Origin of the sequence: Dactylosporangium sp. CA-139114, from assembly GCF_050955725.1 — a bacterium.
Classification (GTDB): domain Bacteria; phylum Actinomycetota; class Actinomycetes; order Mycobacteriales; family Micromonosporaceae; genus Dactylosporangium.
In genome coordinates, this window is the sequence record NZ_CP192080.1 from 2,085,700 (window position 1) to 2,104,556 (window position 18,857).

Annotated in this window: 15 protein-coding genes; 10 read left to right on the plus strand and 5 right to left on the minus strand. The window is 72.5% G+C overall.

The window, feature by feature from the left end; genetic code table 11:
- Positions 1–3: 3 nt before the first annotated feature.
- The 3 genes from ACQP2P_RS09420 to ACQP2P_RS09430 form a co-directional block, all read right to left on the minus strand.
- The gene (locus ACQP2P_RS09420) at positions 4–930 is read right to left on the minus strand and encodes an AAA family ATPase (protein WP_433619070.1); all 927 of its coding nucleotides are present in this window, start codon (positions 928–930) and stop codon (positions 4–6) included.
- A gap of 78 nt (positions 931–1,008) precedes the next feature.
- Complete coding sequence (locus ACQP2P_RS09425) at positions 1,009–3,588, minus strand: fibronectin type III domain-containing protein (RefSeq protein WP_433614739.1); 2,580 nt, start codon at positions 3,586–3,588, stop codon at positions 1,009–1,011.
- 94 nt (positions 3,589–3,682) lie between these two features.
- A complete protein-coding gene (locus ACQP2P_RS09430) occupies positions 3,683–4,897 on the minus strand; it encodes a fibronectin type III domain-containing protein (RefSeq protein WP_433614740.1) in 1,215 nt (404 codons plus the stop codon).
- 289 nt (positions 4,898–5,186) lie between these two features.
- On the opposite strand from ACQP2P_RS09430, the gene ACQP2P_RS09435 reads away from it, so the two are divergent.
- A complete protein-coding gene (locus tag ACQP2P_RS09435) occupies positions 5,187–5,921 on the plus strand; it encodes a TetR/AcrR family transcriptional regulator (RefSeq protein WP_433614742.1) in 735 nt (244 codons plus the stop codon).
- Between the two features lie 861 nt (positions 5,922–6,782).
- On the opposite strand, the gene ACQP2P_RS09440 is transcribed toward ACQP2P_RS09435, so the two are convergent.
- Positions 6,783–7,574 carry a helix-turn-helix domain-containing protein gene (locus tag ACQP2P_RS09440; RefSeq protein ID WP_433614744.1) on the minus strand — a complete coding sequence of 264 codons (792 nt, stop codon included), beginning with the start codon at positions 7,572–7,574 and terminating at the stop codon, positions 6,783–6,785.
- Between the two features lie 557 nt (positions 7,575–8,131).
- A complete protein-coding gene (locus ACQP2P_RS09445; protein ID WP_433614746.1) occupies positions 8,132–8,572 on the minus strand; it encodes a hemerythrin domain-containing protein in 441 nt (146 codons plus the stop codon).
- A gap of 822 nt (positions 8,573–9,394) precedes the next feature.
- On the opposite strand from ACQP2P_RS09445, the gene ACQP2P_RS09450 reads away from it, so the two are divergent.
- The 9 genes from ACQP2P_RS09450 (at position 9,395) to ACQP2P_RS09490 (ending at position 18,805) form a co-directional block, all read left to right on the plus strand.
- Complete coding sequence (locus ACQP2P_RS09450; RefSeq protein WP_433614747.1) at positions 9,395–9,976, plus strand: aldolase/citrate lyase family protein; 582 nt, start codon at positions 9,395–9,397, stop codon at positions 9,974–9,976.
- A 369-nt stretch (positions 9,977–10,345) separates the two neighbouring features.
- A complete protein-coding gene (locus ACQP2P_RS09455) occupies positions 10,346–13,210 on the plus strand; it encodes a sensor histidine kinase (protein WP_433614749.1) in 2,865 nt (954 codons plus the stop codon).
- 57 nt (positions 13,211–13,267) lie between these two features.
- Complete coding sequence (locus ACQP2P_RS09460) at positions 13,268–13,660, plus strand: roadblock/LC7 domain-containing protein (RefSeq protein WP_223102326.1); 393 nt, start codon at positions 13,268–13,270, stop codon at positions 13,658–13,660.
- On the plus strand, positions 13,657–14,235 hold the full coding sequence (locus ACQP2P_RS09465) for a GTP-binding protein (protein WP_433085145.1): 579 nt from the start codon (positions 13,657–13,659) through the stop codon (positions 14,233–14,235). The genes ACQP2P_RS09460 and ACQP2P_RS09465 overlap by 4 nt, the downstream gene beginning before the upstream one ends.
- A 21-nt stretch (positions 14,236–14,256) precedes the next feature.
- The gene (locus tag ACQP2P_RS09470) at positions 14,257–15,444 is read left to right on the plus strand and encodes an ABC transporter substrate-binding protein (protein ID WP_433614751.1); all 1,188 of its coding nucleotides are present in this window, start codon (positions 14,257–14,259) and stop codon (positions 15,442–15,444) included.
- A gap of 4 nt (positions 15,445–15,448) precedes the next feature.
- Positions 15,449–16,321: a branched-chain amino acid ABC transporter permease gene (locus ACQP2P_RS09475; protein ID WP_433614753.1), complete on the plus strand. Its 873-nt coding sequence runs from the start codon at positions 15,449–15,451 to the stop codon at positions 16,319–16,321.
- A complete protein-coding gene (locus tag ACQP2P_RS09480) occupies positions 16,318–17,409 on the plus strand; it encodes a branched-chain amino acid ABC transporter permease (RefSeq protein ID WP_433614755.1) in 1,092 nt (363 codons plus the stop codon). Before ACQP2P_RS09475 ends, ACQP2P_RS09480 begins: the two co-directional genes overlap by 4 nt.
- Positions 17,406–18,107, plus strand: coding sequence for an ABC transporter ATP-binding protein (locus ACQP2P_RS09485; protein ID WP_350615401.1), 702 nt, complete (start codon positions 17,406–17,408; stop codon positions 18,105–18,107). The genes ACQP2P_RS09480 and ACQP2P_RS09485 overlap by 4 nt, the downstream gene beginning before the upstream one ends.
- Positions 18,104–18,805 (plus strand): ABC transporter ATP-binding protein, encoded by a 702-nt coding sequence (locus ACQP2P_RS09490; RefSeq protein ID WP_433614757.1) that lies wholly within the window; start codon positions 18,104–18,106, stop codon positions 18,803–18,805. The genes ACQP2P_RS09485 and ACQP2P_RS09490 overlap by 4 nt, the downstream gene beginning before the upstream one ends.
- The last annotated feature ends 52 nt before the right edge of the window (positions 18,806–18,857 follow it).

Genomic DNA, 18,857 nt, shown 5'->3' on the forward strand with positions numbered 1-18,857 from the left:
GGCTCAGGCCGCGACGGGAGAGGGCACGGGCACCGCCTCGAGCACCTGGCGCACCACGTCGGCCGGCGACACGCCGCGCACCTGGGCGTCGGGGGAGAGCACCAGCCGGTGCGCGAACACCGGCTCGGCGAGCGCCTTGAGGTCCTCCGGCACCACGTAGCCGCGGCCGTCGGTCAGCGCGTACGCGCTCGCGGTCCGGGTCAGCGCGATGATGCCGCGCGGGCTCACCCCGATGCGGATCTGCGGGTGGGCGCGGGTCGCGTTGCCGAGCTTCACCGCGTAGGCGAACAGCGGGTCGGCGATGTGCGCCCGCCGGGCCAGCCGCACGAGCTGGGCGACGGCCGGGGTGTCGGTGACCGGGTCGAGGGCCTCGGGGGAGCGGCTCACGGCGCCGCGCAGCACCTCGATCTCGACGGCCTCGGCCGGATAGCCGACCGAGAGCTTCATGAGGAACCGGTCCAGCTGCGCCTCCGGCAGCCGGTAGGTGCCGTCCATCTCGATCGGGTTCTGCGTGGCGACGACGAGGAACGGGCGGGGCACGCCGTGGCGGACGCCGTCGACGGTGACGTACCGCTCCTCCATCACCTCCAGCAGCGCCGACTGCGTCTTCGGCGACGCCCGGTTGATCTCGTCGGCGATGACGATGTTCGCGAACACCGGCCCGGGGTGGAACTCGAAGCCGCGGGTCGCCTGGTTGAAGATCGTCACGCCGGTGACGTCGGAGGGCAGCAGGTCGGGCGTGAACTGGATGCGCCGCCACTGGCCCTGCACGCTGGCGGCCATCGCCCGCGCGAGGGTGGTCTTGCCGACGCCGGGCACGTCCTCGAGCAGGACGTGCCCCTCCGCCAGCAGCGCGGTCACCGTCAGCCGCACGACCTGCGGCTTGCCGAGCACGATCGACTCGATGTTGCGCGCGAGCCGGCCCACCAGCTCGGCCGCGGCGCCGACCTCCTCGCTGCTCGGTGGACCCTGGGGCGTTGACTGTTCAGCCGAGATCACGGTGCTCCATCAGCATTGCCGCAGCGGCCCCGTGCCGCTGGGCAGATTCAACCAGGCGTAGGGGATGTAGTTCTCCCCCTGGAACTGGATCTTGATCCACTGTGTGCTCGTCTTGCCGCCGTAGGGCTCGGCGTTGATGCTCACGCTGGTGTTGGTCTGGCAGATCGCGACCCAGCTCTCGCCGTTGAAGGTGTCGCCGATGCCGGAGCCGGACTGCGACGGCGTCCGGTAGACCCAGATGCCGCCACCGTTCGCGGTCCTCCCGCAGTAGCTCGGGTCGTTGCACACGACGGTGCCCTTGTAGACCGGCGTGCTGATCGACCCGCTGCCGCTGGCGGTCATCCCGGCGCCGTTGGTGATCGTGACGGTGTACGTGTACGCCGTGTTGGGCCACAGACCGCCCTGCGTGAGCGAGCCCGAGCAGTTGCCCGACGTGCTGCCGGCCCCGGCCACGGCGAGCACGCAGGTGCCGGGCGAGCCGCCGTCGGTCGCGGTGAAGTGCACGGTGATCGAGTTGAGCGCCGCGGTGTCCGCGCCGTCGTTCACGGTCATCTTCGGCTGGGCGAGCGTGCTCCCCGAACCGGTGGCGACGGCTCCCACCCCGGCCTTGTTCACGGCCCGCAGCTGGATCGTGACCGCCTCGGCGTCCTTGAACCCGGTGAACTCGTGGGTCAGCGCGGTGTCGATGGCCGACTTCGTGCCGTTGACGGTGGCCTCGTACCCGGTGATCGTCGAGCCGTTGTCGGCCGGCGCCTTCCACGTGGCGACGATCGTGCCGCGCTTGCTCGTCGAGGCCTTCACGGTCAGCCCGGACGGCGCGCCCGGCTTGTTGAACGGCACGACCGACGGGCTCAGCGGCGACTGCTCGGAGCTCGCCCCGATGTCGTTGATCGAGGCCACCTTGAAGGCGACCTGGGTGCCGTACGTCAGCTCCCCGGCCGGCACCGAGAACTGCGGCTGGGCCGACTCGAACGTCTTGGACTCGCCGGTGCCGACGGTCGTGATGACGTACTTCGCGATCTTGTGCCCCTGCCCGTTCGCGGCCGGCCACGTCACGGCGACCGTCCCGTCCGGGTTGGCCGTCGCGGCGACACTCGCCGGCGGGTCGGGAACGTCGCGGGTCGGCACCACCGGGTTCGCGGCCTTCTTCGGCCCGTTGCCCTTGGCGTTGACCGCATAGACCGTGAACTTGTACGTCTGGCCGTTCGTCAGCCCCGTGACGTCCAGCGCCCGCTGGCTCGCCCCGACCTCGTGCGGCGGCTGCCCGTCGCCCTCGACCACGTACTTCGTGACCGCGGCGCCGTTGGGCGGGGCCGCCGACCAGGTCACCCGCGCGGTCGCGTTGCCCGCGACGGCGTTGACCCGGGCCGGCGCGCCGGGCGGCCCGACGGGCGGCTTGGTCTGCGGCGGTGGCGGCGGCGCGGGCGGCGCCTCGCCCCCGAGGACGTCGTTGGCGTACTTGTCGACCGTGGTCACGTGGTTCTTGCCGTCCACGACCCGCGCGGTCGAGCCGCCGGGCGCGTTGATGAACAGGCGGTCCTCGCGGACCTCCAGCTCCAGCGCCTTGCCGCCGGCCTGGATGCGGATCGGGTCCAGCGCCCTGCCCTGCGCGTCGAGCACGTAGACGGTCCCGGTCGCGTCGTCGGCGCAGTAGAACCGGCCCGACCAGGCCACGCACGGCTTGAGCCGGGGGCTGTCGCCCGGCACCGCGAAGTCACTGATCCTGTCGTTGTTCACCACGTACACGTGGCTGCCGTCGACCACCGTGACCGGCACGTCGCCGCCGACCGTCCGCTCCGCCACCCCGCCCTCGCCGCCGAGCCGCAGCGGGACCTTCTTCACCGTGTCGCCGTGCAGGGTGGTCAGCGTCGTGGCGGTCTTGTCGAGCACGGCCACGCCGGTGTCCAGGATGGACAGCGCCATGTCGTGGTTGGGCTCGGCCACCCCGACCGTCTTGACCTTCACCGGGTCGCCGGCGAACCCGCCGCCCTGGCCGCCCGCGGGGGAGGCGGGCCGGCTCCTGGCCGCGTCGATCGCGACGACCGTGCCCTCGGAGGGCACCAGCAGCCACAGCCGGCCCTTGTCGTCGAAGAGGCCGCCGGAGATGCCCGGCGGGAAGCTCAGCGTCTCACCGACGGGCAGCAGCGTCATGGGGTCGAGCTGGCGGACCTGGCCCTGCACCGTGTCGATGATGAAGGCGGTGTCGTCGTGCACCGCGACCGTCACCCCGATGCCCGGCGTCGACTGGGTGGTCGCCCCGAGCGTCAGGCTGGAGAGGTCGAGCACGCTGATCTTGCCCGTATTGAAATCTCGCAGGATCACGAAGCGGTCACTCTGGGTGACCTCCATCGAGTGTCCCTGCGCGTCGCTGATCTTCGTGCGGGTGTCGACCTTGCCGGTGACGCCGTTCACGCGGGCGATCTCGCCCTTGTCCGCGCTCCACAGCCAGGCGCTGACGTCGAAGCTGGCGACGGCGTGGTTGGCCGAGCCCGTGCCCCACAGCGTGAGGCCCAGCACCGCGACCAGGGCGGCGATCGTGCCGCCCGTGATCAGCGCACCGCTGCGCCCCGAGCCCAGGTTCAGACGCATTGCCTCACCATCCCGGCCCCCTCCCCGAAACCGGCGACCATCATATTCCCGTCGATGGGTGGCGGATACCCGGTCACGGAGCGTGGTTGTTGCACTATTTGCGCCTGGTGCACGCCAGGTCCGACAGCTGGACGTCCTGGGTGCCGTAGACGGCGGCCACGGTGAAGCAGTACTCGAGCTTCGGGTTCAGGCCGTTGATCGTGTACTTCGTGGTGCCCGCCGGCAGCCCCTGCAGCTCGCGCATGCCGCCCTCGGTGCCGCCCGCCACGATGAACGGCACGGTGCCCTTCGCCGGGTCCTGCCAGGTGAGCGTCACGCTCGTCCTGTCGTCGCGCAGGTGCAGCTCGCGCGGGGCGCGGCCGCCGCCGATCGCGGCGGCGGAGGGCTCGTCCGAGGCCGGGTCGCCCGGTTGCGGGGCGGCGACGGTCGGGGCCGGCCCGGGGCCCTTGCCGCCGGCGCTGACGAAGGCCACGGCGGCCGCGGCGGCGCCACCGAGCACCGCGACCACGGCGATGACGACGATCGCGACCATCGGCGAGCGTCGCTGCCGGGGCAGCTCCGGCTCGACGGGCCTCGGCGGCGGCGGTGGTGGCTGGTCCCACCGCGGCGCGGGTGCCGGCCGGTGCTCGGGCGCCGGCCGGTAGCCGGTGCGCTGCAGGACGCCTGGCGCGGCCTGCTGCCAGGGCGCCGGTTGGTAGTCGTCCTCGTCCGGTTCCTCGTCCGGCTCGTCGAAGCCGTCGTCACGCGGCTCGGGCCGGAAGATCGGCCGGTCGTCCGCCGGTGGCCGGGGCCGGGGCGTGATCGGGTCGAACGTGGCGGGCGGGGGCGTGACGGGGTCGAACGTGACCGGCGGGGGTGGCACGTGGACCGGGCCCTGCGGATCGGGCAGGCCGAGGTACTGCCGCGCCGCCCGCACGTCGGGGTGCCCGTCGCCGAGCACCTGGGGCCCGAGCCTGGCGACCTGGCCGTACCGCCGTTTCGCCTCGAACACGTTCCCGAGCTCGTCGGCGACGCGGGCCAGCTCGAACGCGAGCGCGAGCATGACCGCGTGCCCGTCGCCGAGCCGGTGGTATCCGGCCGCCAGTCCCTCCTCGAGCGCCCGCCGCGCGTCGCCCAGCTCGCCGACCTCGACCTGGTACCGCGCGAGCTGGGCCGTGGCGGCGAGCACGTCCGGGTCGTCGCCGCCGAGCGCCGTGGTCGCGGCGTCGAGCGCCTGGTCCAGCAGCGCGAGCGCGCCCCGTTTGTCCCCGTGTGAGGCGATTGCTCGGGCGCCTTGCAGGGCGTTGGCCAACTGGGCGGACGAGGACACGCCGATACTCTGCCCTGTCGGCCGGGTGCCACGCCACCCGTGGTCGCCCGGCGAACGAGATCGCCGCCGAACGGTGTCATCGCGCGGCCCCTGTCCGTCCCGGCGCGGCCACCCGACCCGCGGGCCGCGACCGATCGGTCACGCTCGGCGGCTCGCCGGGCGGGGCGGTGCCCGGCGCCCGGCCGGTCCGGCCCGTGCCCCTGGCCGTTGCGCGAGGCCCCGGTTCGGTTCGCGCACGGTGCCGATCCGGCGCCGGGCCGCCCCGGGCGGATCGACGGATACTTGTCGCATGGCGACCGATTCGCTGGGCCAGCTGCCGGGTGCGCGCGAGGGCCGTGACCCCGCCCGCGCGATCAAGCGCGGCCCGAGCCGGGTCCCGCCCGAGGTCATCGCGGCCAACCAGCGCGAACGCCTCTTCGACGCCCTCGTGCACACCGTCGCCGAGAAGGGCTACGCCAACGCCACGGTGAGCGACATCTGCCGCGCCGCGGGCGTGACCCGTCCCGCGTTCTACGCCCTGTTCGCCGGCAAGGACGACGCCCTCATCGCGACCTGCCGCCACGGCGCCGACCTGCTGTTCAAGATCATGGAGGACGCCTACCGCGGCGAGCCCGGCTGGCGCGAGGGCGCCCGCGCCGCCCTGCGCGTCATGCTGCAGGTCCTGGCCGAGCTGCCCGCCTTCGCGACGATGGCGATCGTGGAGATCGACGCGGCCGGCCCGCACGGGCGCATCGAACGCGCCCGCATGCTGCGCCGCTTCGACCGCTTCTTCGCCGACGCCCCGAGGGCCGCGGACCTGCCGATGCCGGAGGAGCTCGTGGAGACGATCGTGGGCGGGATCTATGCCACGGTGTACCGCTTTGTCGCCGCCGGCCGCGTTCAGGATCTCCCGGCTCTGCTGCCCACGCTGACCTACTTCACGCTGGTGCCCTTCGTGGGGCGGGAGGAGGCCGCGCTGGAGCTGGGCATCGACTCCTCGTCCACGGGTCCGGCCAAGCCGGCGGAGTGCCGAATCACCCCGTGACGCGGCCGCTCCGTGACGTGGCCGCTCCGTGACGTGGCCGCCCCGTGACGCGGTCGCTCCGTGACGCGGTCGCTCCGTGACGCGGTCGCCCCGTGACGCGGCCGCCCTCTGACGTGGCCGCTCCGTGACGTGGCCGCCCCAGCCCGTGACGCCGCGGAAACACCCGCTCCCCTGCTGCGGCCGTCTCAGCCCGTGACGTTGCCGAATCGATCCGTGAGGATGGCCGTTTCGTGCTCGTCCGGACTCGCGTGAAGCGCGGTAGCGGCCCGGCGGTGTGTGGCTGAGTCCCGCCGTGACGCCACCGAGTAACGCCGCGACGCCAGTGAGTCACGCGTGATGCGGCCGAGTCGGTCCGTGACTCGGCCGAGTCGGCCCATGGCCCGGCCGAATCAGTCTGTGGCGGGGCCGCATCAGTCCGTGGCGCCGGATTAATTCACTCTTAGCTGGTTGTATCCGAATTGTCGCACCGAAACGGCGGCTCAGGACCGCCGGAATCGCTTTCTTCCTGTATTACTCCACCCGGCCCCGCAGCACTACCGCATGCGTGCGATGCGATTACTCCATCGCTTTCCGGCAAGTGAGAATGCGGCGAACGCCGTGACGATTCGGTTACGCCGCGCCTTCCCCGGCAAGCGCCGAGGCCCTCTGGCTCAGCACCCCACCCGGCGCACGGAGCAAGGCGGCCCTGCAGAGCGCTGATGCGGCACCCGTAGTACTAGAAGTTCAGGCTGTGCGCAAGGCCAGGCGCATCCGAACTGCGGAACGCTGATGCGGCACCGTGGTACTCGAAGCTGAGGCTGTGCGCAAGCTCAGGCGGACCCGAACTGCGGAACGCTGATGCGGCACCCGCGCACCTGAGCCTCAGGCCGTGCGCGGCGTCAGGCGGCCGGGCAACGCGGAGCGCTGGTGCGGCACCCGGGGCGCGGGGGAGCGGTGCAGCGCCGCACGGAAGTTGCCCGGGGACTGGCCGGTCTCGCGGGCGAAGAAGCGCCCGAAGTTCGTCGGCTCCTCGAACCCCAGCCGCCGCCCCACGTCCGACACCGGGAGCTCGCTCGTGGCGAGGACGCGCTTGGCCTCCAGCGCCACGCGCTCGTCGATGAGCTGCTTCGCGCTGCGCCCCGTCACCGCCAGGCTCGCCCGCGTGAGGGTCCGCACCGAGCAGCGCAACTGCTCGGCGTAGTCCTCGACGCGCCGGTGGCGCACCTCGCGCTCGAGCTCCCTGCGCAGCTGACCGATGAGGAGGTGGGCGGGGCTGCGGCGCGGTACCGGCGCCAGGGACGAAATCCGCATGAGCAGCACCGCGACCGAGTGCGCGAGCAGCGTCGAGCCGAACGCGGTCCCGCCGAAGCGAACCTGGTCCACACCGATCTGCGCGATCTCGGCCACGATCGCGTCCTCGTCCTCCCCGGCGGGCTGCCAGCACGCGGGCGCGAACGGATCGGCGACGAGCTCGGGCAGCGGCAGTTCGGGCAAGATCGACGGCGCGAACGTGAGCACCGTGGCGTCGAAGCCGGCCTGCCCGCCGAACTGGTGAACCTGCCCCGGACGGCCCCACAGCAGGGTCCCCGGGCGGCACGCGTACGTCACGAAGTCCACCGCATGCGTACCCTGCCCCGCACTGACGAGGATGACGACGTGGTCAGTGGTTCGCACGGGAAAACGCCCCACGGGCAGGTCGCTCAGGCGCGCCGCGCCGACAGGGTCACTGGAAAGGCCGCCGAAACTGACCATGACCAGCCCGACTGTACCGAAGGACCGCCAATCGGCAACCCGCACCCGGCCTGTCGTCAGCCCAGCGATTCACGCCCCACCGAGCCGCGTCGCCCTCACTGAGCCGTATCGCCTTCACCTTGGGCCGCACCGCCTTCACTTGGCCGTGCTGTGTTCACCGCTGTGTTCACCGCCCACACCGTGTCCGCCCTGGTCCGCGCCACGCCACGTTCGCCGGTCCGCGCCCCGCACCACGTTCGCCGGTTTGTGCCGCAGACCAGGTTCGCTGGGTTGCGCCGCGCCGTGCTGTGTTCGCCGGCCCGCACCGTCTTCGCTGCTCGCGGGTCCGTGCCGCACGGTGTTCGCGGGTCCGTGCCGCACGGTGTTCGCGGGTCCGTGCCGCACGGTGCTCGCCGGTCTGTGCCGAGCCGTGTTCGCCCGGTCGGCATGACCTTCGCCGGTCCGCGCAGTGTTCGCCAGGCCGCACTGAAGCCGACGGCCTAGACCCGGATGCCGGCCACCGCGAGCTCGGCGATACGAACCTCCTCGAACGCCGCCCCGAGCTCATCCAGCCGTTCGGGCGTGAGCGAGGCGCGCAGTTCGGGCAGCAGCACGGTCTCCTCGTGCTCGATGTGGCGCCGCACCGCCGCGACGAACTGCTCGAGCTTGTCCTCGAAGTCCGGCCCCTCGGGCGAGATGCGCTGCAGGTCGTGCAGCATCCGCTCGGCCTCGTGGTGCTCGTCGGCGCCATCGTGCGCCTCTTCGGCCGAGGGTAGCTGCGGATACACCTTCTGCTCCTCGGCGTGGCTGTGCGCGGTCAGCCGCGCTGCGCATTCGTCCAGCAGAAGCTGACGGTCTCCGTCGCCGTCGCACAGACGGTCGAAGAGTTGCTCCATCATCCGGTGGTCGTTCGTGATCAGCGTGACGGCGTCGGAAGCCATGTCTCCTCCTTGGATCGTCACCTTCCACGGTCGCGCGTGAGGGCACGGCGGCGCGGCCAAAAGCCAAAATCGGCCGAGCGGCAACGCGGGTCCACGCAGGCCGGAACCCGAAACGGCGCGCCAGACAGCCAAGCGGGCCCAACGTGACCGGCCCGGCGACACGACCCCACGGTGCCCACCAGCCTCACGCTGCGCGAACGAGCACTGAGTAGTGAGCGTCGCGCCGAGTTCCGCGCGCTGCAGGATCGAGCGCGGAGCAGTGAGCGTCGCGCTCAGTTCCGCGCGCGGCAGTGAGGGTCGCGCTCAGTTCCGCGCGTCGCAGTGTGAGCGCCGCGGTCAGTGCACGCCGGCGGCGGGCGCCGGCTCATCAGTCGTGCAGCGAGAACCGCGCAACGAACGCGAGGACTCGGCGCGGGGTGGGCGATGAGCGCGGTGCAGTGAGTGGAGTGCTGTCAGCGCCACGCCGGACGGTGGTCGTTGCTGCATCAGTCGCGCAGCGGGCGCGATGGGACGCGCGCAGTCTGGCGAACGTGATGGAGCGAGTGCGGTGCAGCCAACACGCTGAAGAGCGACTGCCGTGCGGCGAACGTGGTGCAGCGGGCGTCGAGGAGCGAGTGTCGAGCAGCGAACGTGCTGTGGCGAGCGGCGAACGGCGAACGCGGTGCAGCGAGCGTCGTGCGGCGTGCAGTGAGCGGCCGTGCAGTGAGTGTCGTGCGGCGACAAGCGAGCGCCGCGAGGCAGAGCCGCACGCCGAGGAGCCCGTGCCAGGACCGAAGCCCCCTCCGAATGGCCGAATCCCCCGACCACCCCGAAGATCAGACCATGGGTACGTACCTGTTCGTAGCCGGCGCCCACCCCGCCCGCCTCCACGACCACGCGCCCATCACCCCCGGCGCCTGGGTCCGCCTCCCACCCGGCGACCAAGGCCTCCGAGCCACCCGAGCCGTAATAACCCCCGGCCTGACCGGCGTCTGCCCCGCCCAGGCCCACTCGGCCCCCGAACTCGCCGCCCTCGGTGCCGCCCTCGCCGAGGCCGAGGAGTCGATCGGCCTCCCGGTCGGCAGCATCGCCGTCATGCCCGCCGTCGAGACCGCCGCCGGTCTCCTCGCCGCCCCCGAGCTGGCCCGCGCACCAAGGGTCACCAGGCTGCTACTCGGCGAGTCCGCGCTGCGGGCCGAGCTCGGCATGGGGGCGGCGACCGAGCGTGATCTGCTGTGGCTGTGCACGATGACCGTCGTGGCCGGCGCCGCCGCCGGGCTCGGGCGGCCCGTCGCGGACGTATGCCCTGATCCGGGCCGGTTCGAGGAGTCGTGCGAGAGCCTGTTCAGGCTGGGCTTCGGCGGGCGGCTCTGCGAAGGTGACGAGCAGCTGACGCGGGCCGCCGAGATATTTGCCTGCGCATGAACATTGTCGGTAAAAGATATTCCCATACGACAATCAGTGACTGTATGCATTGTCGACAATGCATTCTGTGATCATTGCGGCAACGTAAAGTTAACATCACACCGGGGTTGCCTATATCGGAAGGCATCAGTCGGAAATCGGTCCGGTACAGCCGTTTGGGTCCGTACGGGTTGACTCACCGGCGGCGAACGGATGAGCCGGAAAGAGGCGATCGTCGTTCGATCACGTACGTCGGTATTGACACGGATCGGCCGCTCTGTGATTGTGCACAACGTCGATGCGACAGCCAGGGAATGAGCCGCTTGCTCGTTCCGGATGGATCCGCGTCCGACGTGCATTGTCAATCTCGGATGCCTGCGGGGACTTTTCGTGACCCAAAGCCAGAGCTCGCTGCCCGTGCCCGCCCAACGGCAGGGTCGCGACCCGCGGCAGAGCCCCGAGCGCCGGCCAACCCGCCACACCGCTGCCGTGGCCCGCCGCGAGGAGCCGCTGCCCCCGGGCCGCGCCCCCGAGGTGCGCTCCGGGCAGCGCGCCGGCCGGCGCATCGTCGACCAGCTCCGCCTCATCGTCGCCCTGCCGCTCGTCGCCGTCGTCGTCTTCGCCGGCGTCGCCTTCATCTCCACCGTGCAGGAGGTGAACCGGGCGCGGACCCTGCAGGACCTCTCCGCCCTGGCCACCGACGCCGGTGGTCTCGCGCACGCGCTGCAACGCGAGCGCGCCGCGGCCGTCAACGTGGTCCTGCACAACGAGGCGACCCAGCAGGACGCCTTCCAGCAGCAGTCGATGCTGACCGACGACGCCGTGCGCAAGTACAGCGACCAGCGCCACAACCTCGCGGGCGGCGGTGACTCCGAGACGCTCAAGCGCATCGACGCCGACCTCGCGGCCCTCGGCAAGCTGCGCGAACAGGTGCGCAACGACAAGCGGGCCTCGGTCTCCGCCGTCGCGTTCAGCTACCGGATCACCATCGCCGACCTGCTGGAGTACCGCGAGTCGGTGGCCCGCTCCGGCGCCCCGACCGACCTGGCCGACGAGATCCGCGCCGCCGCGGCCCTCTCCCGCGCCGCCGAGGCCATCGGCCAGCAGCAGGCGGCGGTGCTCCGCGCGATCGCCGCGGGCGAGCTGACCCCGGCGCTGCAGCAGGAGATCACCGCGACCCGCACGAGCTTCACGGAGCAGTCGGTCGCGTTCAACCAGCTCGCCCCGGCCGAGTGGCGGACCTGGTACGAGCAGGCCGGTATGGGCGACCAGGTCGTCGCCGCCCAGCGCCTCCAGGACCAGGTCGGCCGCACCGCCCCCGGCCAGCGCATCGGCTTCGAGTCGGCCGCCTGGATCAACGCGATGTCCGGCTACGAGGGCCTGCTGTACCAGGTCGAGCAGCAGGTCGACGAGAACATCGAGCAGGCCGTCTCGGTCGTGCACGACGACCAGATGACCCGGGCCGCCCTGCAGACCGCCGGCGTGGTCGTCGTCCTGCTCGTCGCCATCGTGCTCACCGGTTTCGTCGCCCGGCGCCTGACCCGGCGGCTGCGCTACCTGCAGGACGCCGCGCGGACGGTCGCCTACGACCAGCTGCCCTCCGTCGTGGCCGAGCTGCGCGCCGCCGCGCCCGGCACCGTCGATCCGGACGAGGTCGCCGACCGCGCCAGCTCGACCCTCGTGGTCGCGGGCTCCGACGAGGTCGCCGACGTGGCCCAGGCCTTCCGGGCCGTCCACCGCGAGGCGGTCAAGATCGCCGGTGAGCAGGCCGTCATGCGGTCCAACGTCGCCGAGATCTTCGTCCACCTCTCCCGCCGCGAGCAGCGACTGGTCGACGCGGTGCTGGCCCAGGTCGACAAGGTCGAGCGCGACGAGACCGACCCGGACCGGCTGCAGGAGCTGTACCAGCTCGACCACCTGGCCACCCGCATGGCCCGGATCAACCTGAGCCTGCTGGTCCTCGGTGGCTCCGGCGCCGCCCGCGTCCGGCGCGAGGACGCCCCGCTGGGCAAGGTGCTGCAGGCCGCGATCTCGCAGATCGAGCACTACGTGCGGGTCCGCTTCGGCAGCGTGGACGACGACGTCGCCGTGGTCGCCGAGGCCGTCGACGAGATCGTGCACCTGCTCGCCGAGCTGCTGGACAACGCGACCGGCTACTCGCCGCCGGAGTCGGAGGTCTGGGTCACCGCGAGCGGCCTGGGCGACCGGGTGATCGTGCAGATCGTGGACGTCGGCGTGGGGCTCTCCCCGGCGCGGCGGGAGCAGCTCAACCAGCTCCTCGCGCAGCCGCCGGCGATCGACATCGCCGCCGTGCGAGCCATGGGACTCACCGTGGTCGGGCACATCGCCGCGCGGTACAACATCACGGTCGCGCTTCGCCCCGGCCAGCACACCGGGACGCTCGCCGAGATCGTCATCCCCAAGGACGTCTTCCGCCCGATCATGGCGTCGGAGCGGGGGCCGCAGCTGGCGGCCGTCGGGGCGCCGGAGCACAACGGCAACGGCTCCCGGCCGGGCAACGACCTGTTCACGCCGCAGGCGCGGCCGAGCGAGCCGAGCCTGTTCGAGGTGCCGGCCCAGCAGTGGGCCACCCAGGAGCTCGCGCCGATCGAGTCGTCGGCGACGACGCAGGTGTTCACCGCGCCGGACTACGACAAGCCGTACCAGGAACCGCAGAAGCCGTTCCAGGACGCGCAGTCGTACCAGGACGCGCAGTACCGCGAGGCGGTGCCCTACCAGGCGCCCGCGTACCCGCCGCCGCCCGCGCACGCCCAGCCGGCCCCGCCCGGGCCCGGCATGTGGCCGCCGCTGCCGGAGCCCGAGGTCTCCCCGATCCTGGCCTCGGCCGAGGACGACGCGATGGAGCTGCCGATCTTCAACTCGGTCAGCGGCTGGTTCCACGTGGAGACCCCGCCCGGCCTGGAGCCCGAGCCCGTCGGCGCGATGGCCTCGGCCTCGGCCGGGTCCGGGGCCACGCAGGCGGCCGCGCCGGAGCCGAAGAACTGGCAGAGCGCGGCCGACGCCGGATGGCGCGCCGCCGCCGAGGCGGCCACACCGCAGGTCAGCTCCACCACCGCGGCGGGCCTGCCGGTCCGCGCGGCCGGGCGGCAGCTGGTGCCGGGCGCGGCCGAGCCGACGCAGCAGCGGCCGGGCGCACCGATGCAGACCGGCACGCCCAAGCGCGACCCCTCGCGGGTGGCCGCGGCGATGTCGGCATACGCACGAGGCGTCGCGAACCGACGCCCGCAGAGCTGATCGGCTCCGGGGGGAACCGTTGGGATGTATATGCAACAGCTGGAGAGGACCACGTCTGTGACCGACCCGAGTAATCTCGGTTGGCTGCTGGATAGCTTCGCGAGCCGCACCCCCGACGTCAGCCACGCGCTGGCGATCTCCACTGACGGTCTCGTGCTGGCCCACACCCGGGCCCTGCCCCGGGACCGGGCCGACCAGCTCGCCGCCACCGGCAGCGGTCTCGTCGCCCTCCTCGCCGGAGCCGCGCGCTTCTTCGACGCCGGGCAGGTCATCTCGAACGTGACCCAGCTCGACGGCGGCTTCATGTTCTGCATGGCCTTCAGCGACGGCGCGTCGATGCTCGTGCTGGCCTCGCCGAACGCCGACGTCGGCAAGGTCTCCTACGAGATGACCGAGCTCGCCAACCGCATCGGCGACGCGCTGACGCCCGCGATACGGGGACAGATGTGACCGACCCGCACCGGCGCGGACGCCCGACCGCCGTAAAGATCATCATCGCGGGCGGGTTCGGCGCGGGCAAGACCACCCTCGTCGGCGCGATCTCCGAGATCCCGCCGGTGACCACCGAGGCCGTCATGACCGCCGCCAGCCTCGCGCACGACGACGCCTCGCTGGTGCCCGACAAGGGCAGCACCACGGTGGCGATGGACTTCGGCCGCATCACGCTGTACCAGGACCTGGTGCTGTACCTCTTCGGCACCCCGGGCCAGAAGCGGTTCTGGTTCATGTGGGACGAGCTGTGCCGCGGGGCCATCGGAGCGGTCGTCATCGCCGACACGCGGCGGCTGGCCGACTGCTTCGGCGCCATCGACTACTTCGAGAACCGTCGCCTGCCCTATGTCGTGGCCGTCAACAACTTCGACGGCGCGGCGCGCTACCACCTCGAGGACATCCGGGACGCGCTGGCCGTGCACCGCAGCGTTCCGATGCTCGACGCCGACGTTCGGTCGCGGGCGTCGGCCAAGGAGATCCTCGTCGCCGTGACCGAGCACGCCCTTGCGCAGCGCGCCGGCGCTCGCCGCTAGAAACCCCCCTCAAGGAGAACAATGTTCCTGCCACGACGATTGGTCAGCATCGCGCTGGCCACCGGCCTGGTGCTTGCCGGCGCCGGGTGCGCCAAGGACGACGACAAGTCCGGCAGCGCCGGTGCGGCGTCCACCCTGAAGATCGGCTTCCTCGGCTCGCTGAGCGGCACCTACCAGTCCGTCGGCACCGACCTGAAGAACGGCTTCGAGCTGTACCTGAAGATGCACGACGGCAAGCTCGGCGGCCACCCGATCGACCTCAAGATCGGTGACGAGGGCGACGGCGCGCAGACCGCCGTTCCCGCCGCGACCAAGCTGGTCAAGGAGGACGGCGTCATCGCCATGACCGGCATCGTCGGCGGTGGCTCGGTGGCCGCCGTGGCGCCGCTGCTGGCCCAGGCGAAGATCCCGCTGATCGGTTCGAACGGCCGCCCCGAGCTCAAGGACCTCAACGGGGTGTGGACGACGAGCTTCATGTCCTCGGACCCGGGCCAGTCGATCGCGCAGTACATCAAGGACAAGGTCAACGGCCCGGTCTTCGCGATCGGCCCGGACTACCAGGGTGGCTACGACGAGGTCGGCGGCTTCACCACCGAGTTCGCCAAGATCGGCGGGCAGCTGGCCAACTCCGGCGGCAAGACGCTGTGGACGCCGTTCCCGCAGACCACGAACTTCCTGCCGTACTTCAGCCAGATCAAGTCCAGCGGCGCCAAGGCGGTCTACACGTTCTACGCCGGTAAGGCCGCGATCGACTTCGTGAAGCAGTACAAGCAGTCGGACATCAAGGACCTGCCGCTGTACGGCGCGTTCCTGACCGAGGGCACGGTGCTGCAGGCCGAGGGCGAGGCCGCGAAGGACGTCTTCACCACCTGCAACTACTCGCCCGACCTCGACAACGAGGAGAACCGCAAGTTCGTCGCCGCCTGGCGTCAGCAGTTCCCGGACGCGACCCCGACCACGTACGCCGTCGCGTCCTACGACGCCGCCGCCGTGCTGGACCGGGCCATCGCCGCCGCCGGCAGCAACGTGACGTCGGAGACGATCAACGAGCAGGTCGCCAAGCTGGGCCAGATCTCCAGCCCGCGCGGGCAGTGGCAGTTCGGCAAGAACCACGCGCCGGTCCAGAAGTGGTACCTGCGCCAGGTTCGCGCCGACGGCCGCGCGCTGGCGAACACGCTGGTGCAGGACCTCGCGACGGTCGGCCAGTAGTTCCTTGGACGCGTACCTGATCCCGGCGGTCGACGGCGTGGCCTACGGCCTGCTGCTGTTCGTCGTCGCCGCCGGGCTCACCCTCGCCTTCGGCGTCGGTGATGTGCTCAACCTCGCGCACGGGACGCTCTTCGCGTTCGGTGCGTACGCCGCCGCGAAGATCAGCGACGGCAGCTGGGGATCGCTCGCGCTCGCGGTGCTGGTCGGCACCGCGGCCGCGGGCCTCGGCGGCGCCCTGCTCGCGCTGCTGCTGACACCGCTGGCCGGCCGCGGCCACCTTGCCCAGGCCCTGCTGACGTTCGGCGTCGCGCTGGTGGCCGGCGACCGGCTCACCGCCATGTTCGGCAAGGACGAGCTGGCCCTGACCGTGCCCAAGTCGCTGGACCGCTCCGTGGACCTCGCCGGGCACAGCTACCCGGGGTACCGTCTCGCCCTCATCGTCGTCGCCGCGCTGATCGCGGCCGGGCTCTTCCTCGTGGTGAGCCGGTCCCGGGCCGGGCACTTCGTGCGCGCGACGGTCGACGACCGCGAGATGGTCGCCATGCTCGGCGTCTCCCCGTTCACCGTGCGCACCAGCGTGCTCGCGGGCGCGGGTGCCCTGGCCGGGCTCGCGGGCGCGCTCGGCGCTCCGATCATCGGCGCCGGCCCGCGCACCGCCGACCTGGTGCTGATGCTGTCCCTCGTCGTGGTGGTCCTCGGCGGCATGGGCTCCATCGCCGGCGCCCTGGTCGCGGCGATCGCCGTCGGCGAGATCCAGACCATCGGCGTGGCGAACCCGGACCTGTCGACCATCGCGCCCTTCGTGCTCTTCGGCGCGATGGCGCTCGCCCTGGCCGCGCGGGCGCGCGGTCTGCTGCCGTCGGGACGGTCGGCATGAGATTGCTGCGGTACCTGCTGACGCCGGCCGTCCTCGCCCTGCTGGTCTCGTTCGCGTGGACCCTCGACCGCTACGCCACCGGGATGCTGACCCGCATCCTCATCATCGGCCTGCTCGCGGTCAGCGTCGCCCTGCTCACCGGCGTCGCGGGCCTGCCGACGCTCGGGCAGACCGCGCCCTTCCTCGTCGGCGCGTACACCACCGCGAACCTCATCGAGCACGGCCACACCATCGGCGTCGTGCACCTGCTCGCCTCCGCCGGCATGGGCGCCGCGTTCGCGCTGATCACCGCCCCGCTGGTGGTGTACGCCCGCGGCGTCGTGGTCCTCATGATCACGCTGGCCCTGGGCGAGCTGACGTCGACGCTCGCCGGGCGCTGGAAGTCGGTCACCCACGGCACCGACGGCATCTCCGTGCTCACCGATGTGACCCCGCTGCCGGGCCTCGTCGAGCTGGACACGGAGTCGTCGCGGTACCTCTACACCCTCGCCGTCGTCGGCGTGCTCGTCGGCGTCGTGCTGCTCGTGCTGCGCTCCCCGGCCGGGGCGCTGCTGCGCGCCACGCGCGACGACGCCCGCCGCATGCGCGCCAGCGGGCACCCGGTCGCCGGATACCTCACGGTCGCCTACGTGGCCGCGGGCGCCCTGGCGGGGGTGGCCGGCGCGCTGCTGTTCACGGAGCAGTCGTACGTCTCCCCGGGCGACGGCGGCTTCGACGTCGCCGCGCTCATCCTGCTCGCCGTGGTCATCGGCGGCGCGACGTCGATGCTCGGCGCGCTCATCGGCGCCGGGCTGGTCGTCGCGACCCGCGACTGGGTGGCCGAGGCCGGCCACGCGCCGCTGCTGCTCGGGCTGCTGTTCATCGCGTGCGTGTACCTGCTGCCCAACGGTCTGCTGGGCGACCACGCGGCCCTGTCCTACCTCAACCGCCTCGTGCGCCCGCGGTCGCGCCCGGCGCCCCCGTCCGGCCCGCCCCCGGCGGCCCGGATCCCGGCGCCGCGCACGCCCGCCGCGGCCGGCGAGACGGTCTCCGAGCAGATCTCCGAGCCGGTCTCCGAGCAGATCTCCGAACCGGGAGCGGCGCGATGATCCTGCGGGTGGAGAACCTCGGCCGGCGCTACGGCGACCTGGCCGCGCTCGACGGCGTCGCGCTGCAGCTGGCCCCGGGGGAGCGGCGGGCCCTCATCGGCCCCAACGGCGCCGGGAAGTCCACGCTGCTCAACCTGATCGCGGGCGCCCAGCGGCCGACCACGGGCCGGATCCACTTCGACGATCGCGACGTGACGCGGCTGGCCCCGGCCCGCCGCGCGCGTCTGGGCATCGGCCGTACGCACCAGCACCCGGCCGTGTGGCCGACGCTCACGGCGATGGAGAACGTGCTCGTCGCCGCCCGGCGCCCGTGGGGCCGGCTGCGGCCGAACGCGCGGGAGTACCTCGCGGCCGTGGGCCTCGCCGACGTGGCCGGGACGCGGGCCGGCAGCCTCTCGCACGGCCAGCGCCGCCAGCTCGAGCTCGCGATGGCCCTGGCCGGCGAGCCGCGCCTGCTGCTGCTCGACGAGCCGGCCGCGGGCCTGGCCCCGCCGGAGGTGGAGCTGCTCGCGGGCCTGCTCGCCGAGCTGCCCAAGACGGTCGCGGTGCTGCTGGTCGAGCACCACCTGGACCTCGTGTACGGCTTCGCCGACCACGTCACCGTCCTGCACTCCGGCCGGCACGTCCACACCGGCACCGTCGCCGAGACCAGGCGCTCGCCCGAGGTCAAGGCCGCCTACGCGGGGGTGACACCGTGACGCTCACCGTTCAGGGTCTGCATTCGGGGTACGGCGGCGGCACCGTCCTGCACGGCGTCGACCTCACCGTCCCGACGGGCGGCGCGCTGGCCGTGCTCGGGCGCAACGGCGCCGGCAAGACCACGCTCGTGCACACCATCTGCGGGCTCATCAAGCCGCGGTCCGGCCGGGTCGCCCTGGACGGCACCGAGCTCGCGGGCCGCCCGGCGCACCGCGTGGCCCGGGCCGGGGTCGCCCTGGTACCGCAGGGCCGCCGCGTCTTCCCGAGCCTCACCGTCGCCGAGCACCTGAGCCTGTCCCGCCGCCGCGGCGAGTGGACCCAGGCCCGGGTCCTGCAGCTGCTCCCACGGCTGCGGGAGCGCATGCGCAACCGTGGCGACCAGCTCTCCGGCGGCGAGGCCCAGATGCTCGCCATCGCGCGGGCGCTGCTCACCCAGCCGGCGGTGCTGCTGCTCGACGAGCCGTGCGAGGGCCTGGCCGTCGACCTCGCCGACCGCGTCCGCGCCGTCGTCGCCGAGCTGGCCCGGGGCGGGCTGACGGTGCTGCTGGTCGAGCAGCAGCCGGAGCACGCGCTCGCGGTCGCCGACCGGGTGGCCCTGCTCGCGGACGGCGTCGTGGCGGCGGAGCACACCGCGGCGGAGCTGCGCGCGAACCCGTCCCTGACCGACCACGTCCTGAGCGTCGCGACGCACGCGTGATCGGGTCCTGACGGACGCCGCGCCCCGCGGGGGGCGAGCACCGTGACAGCCC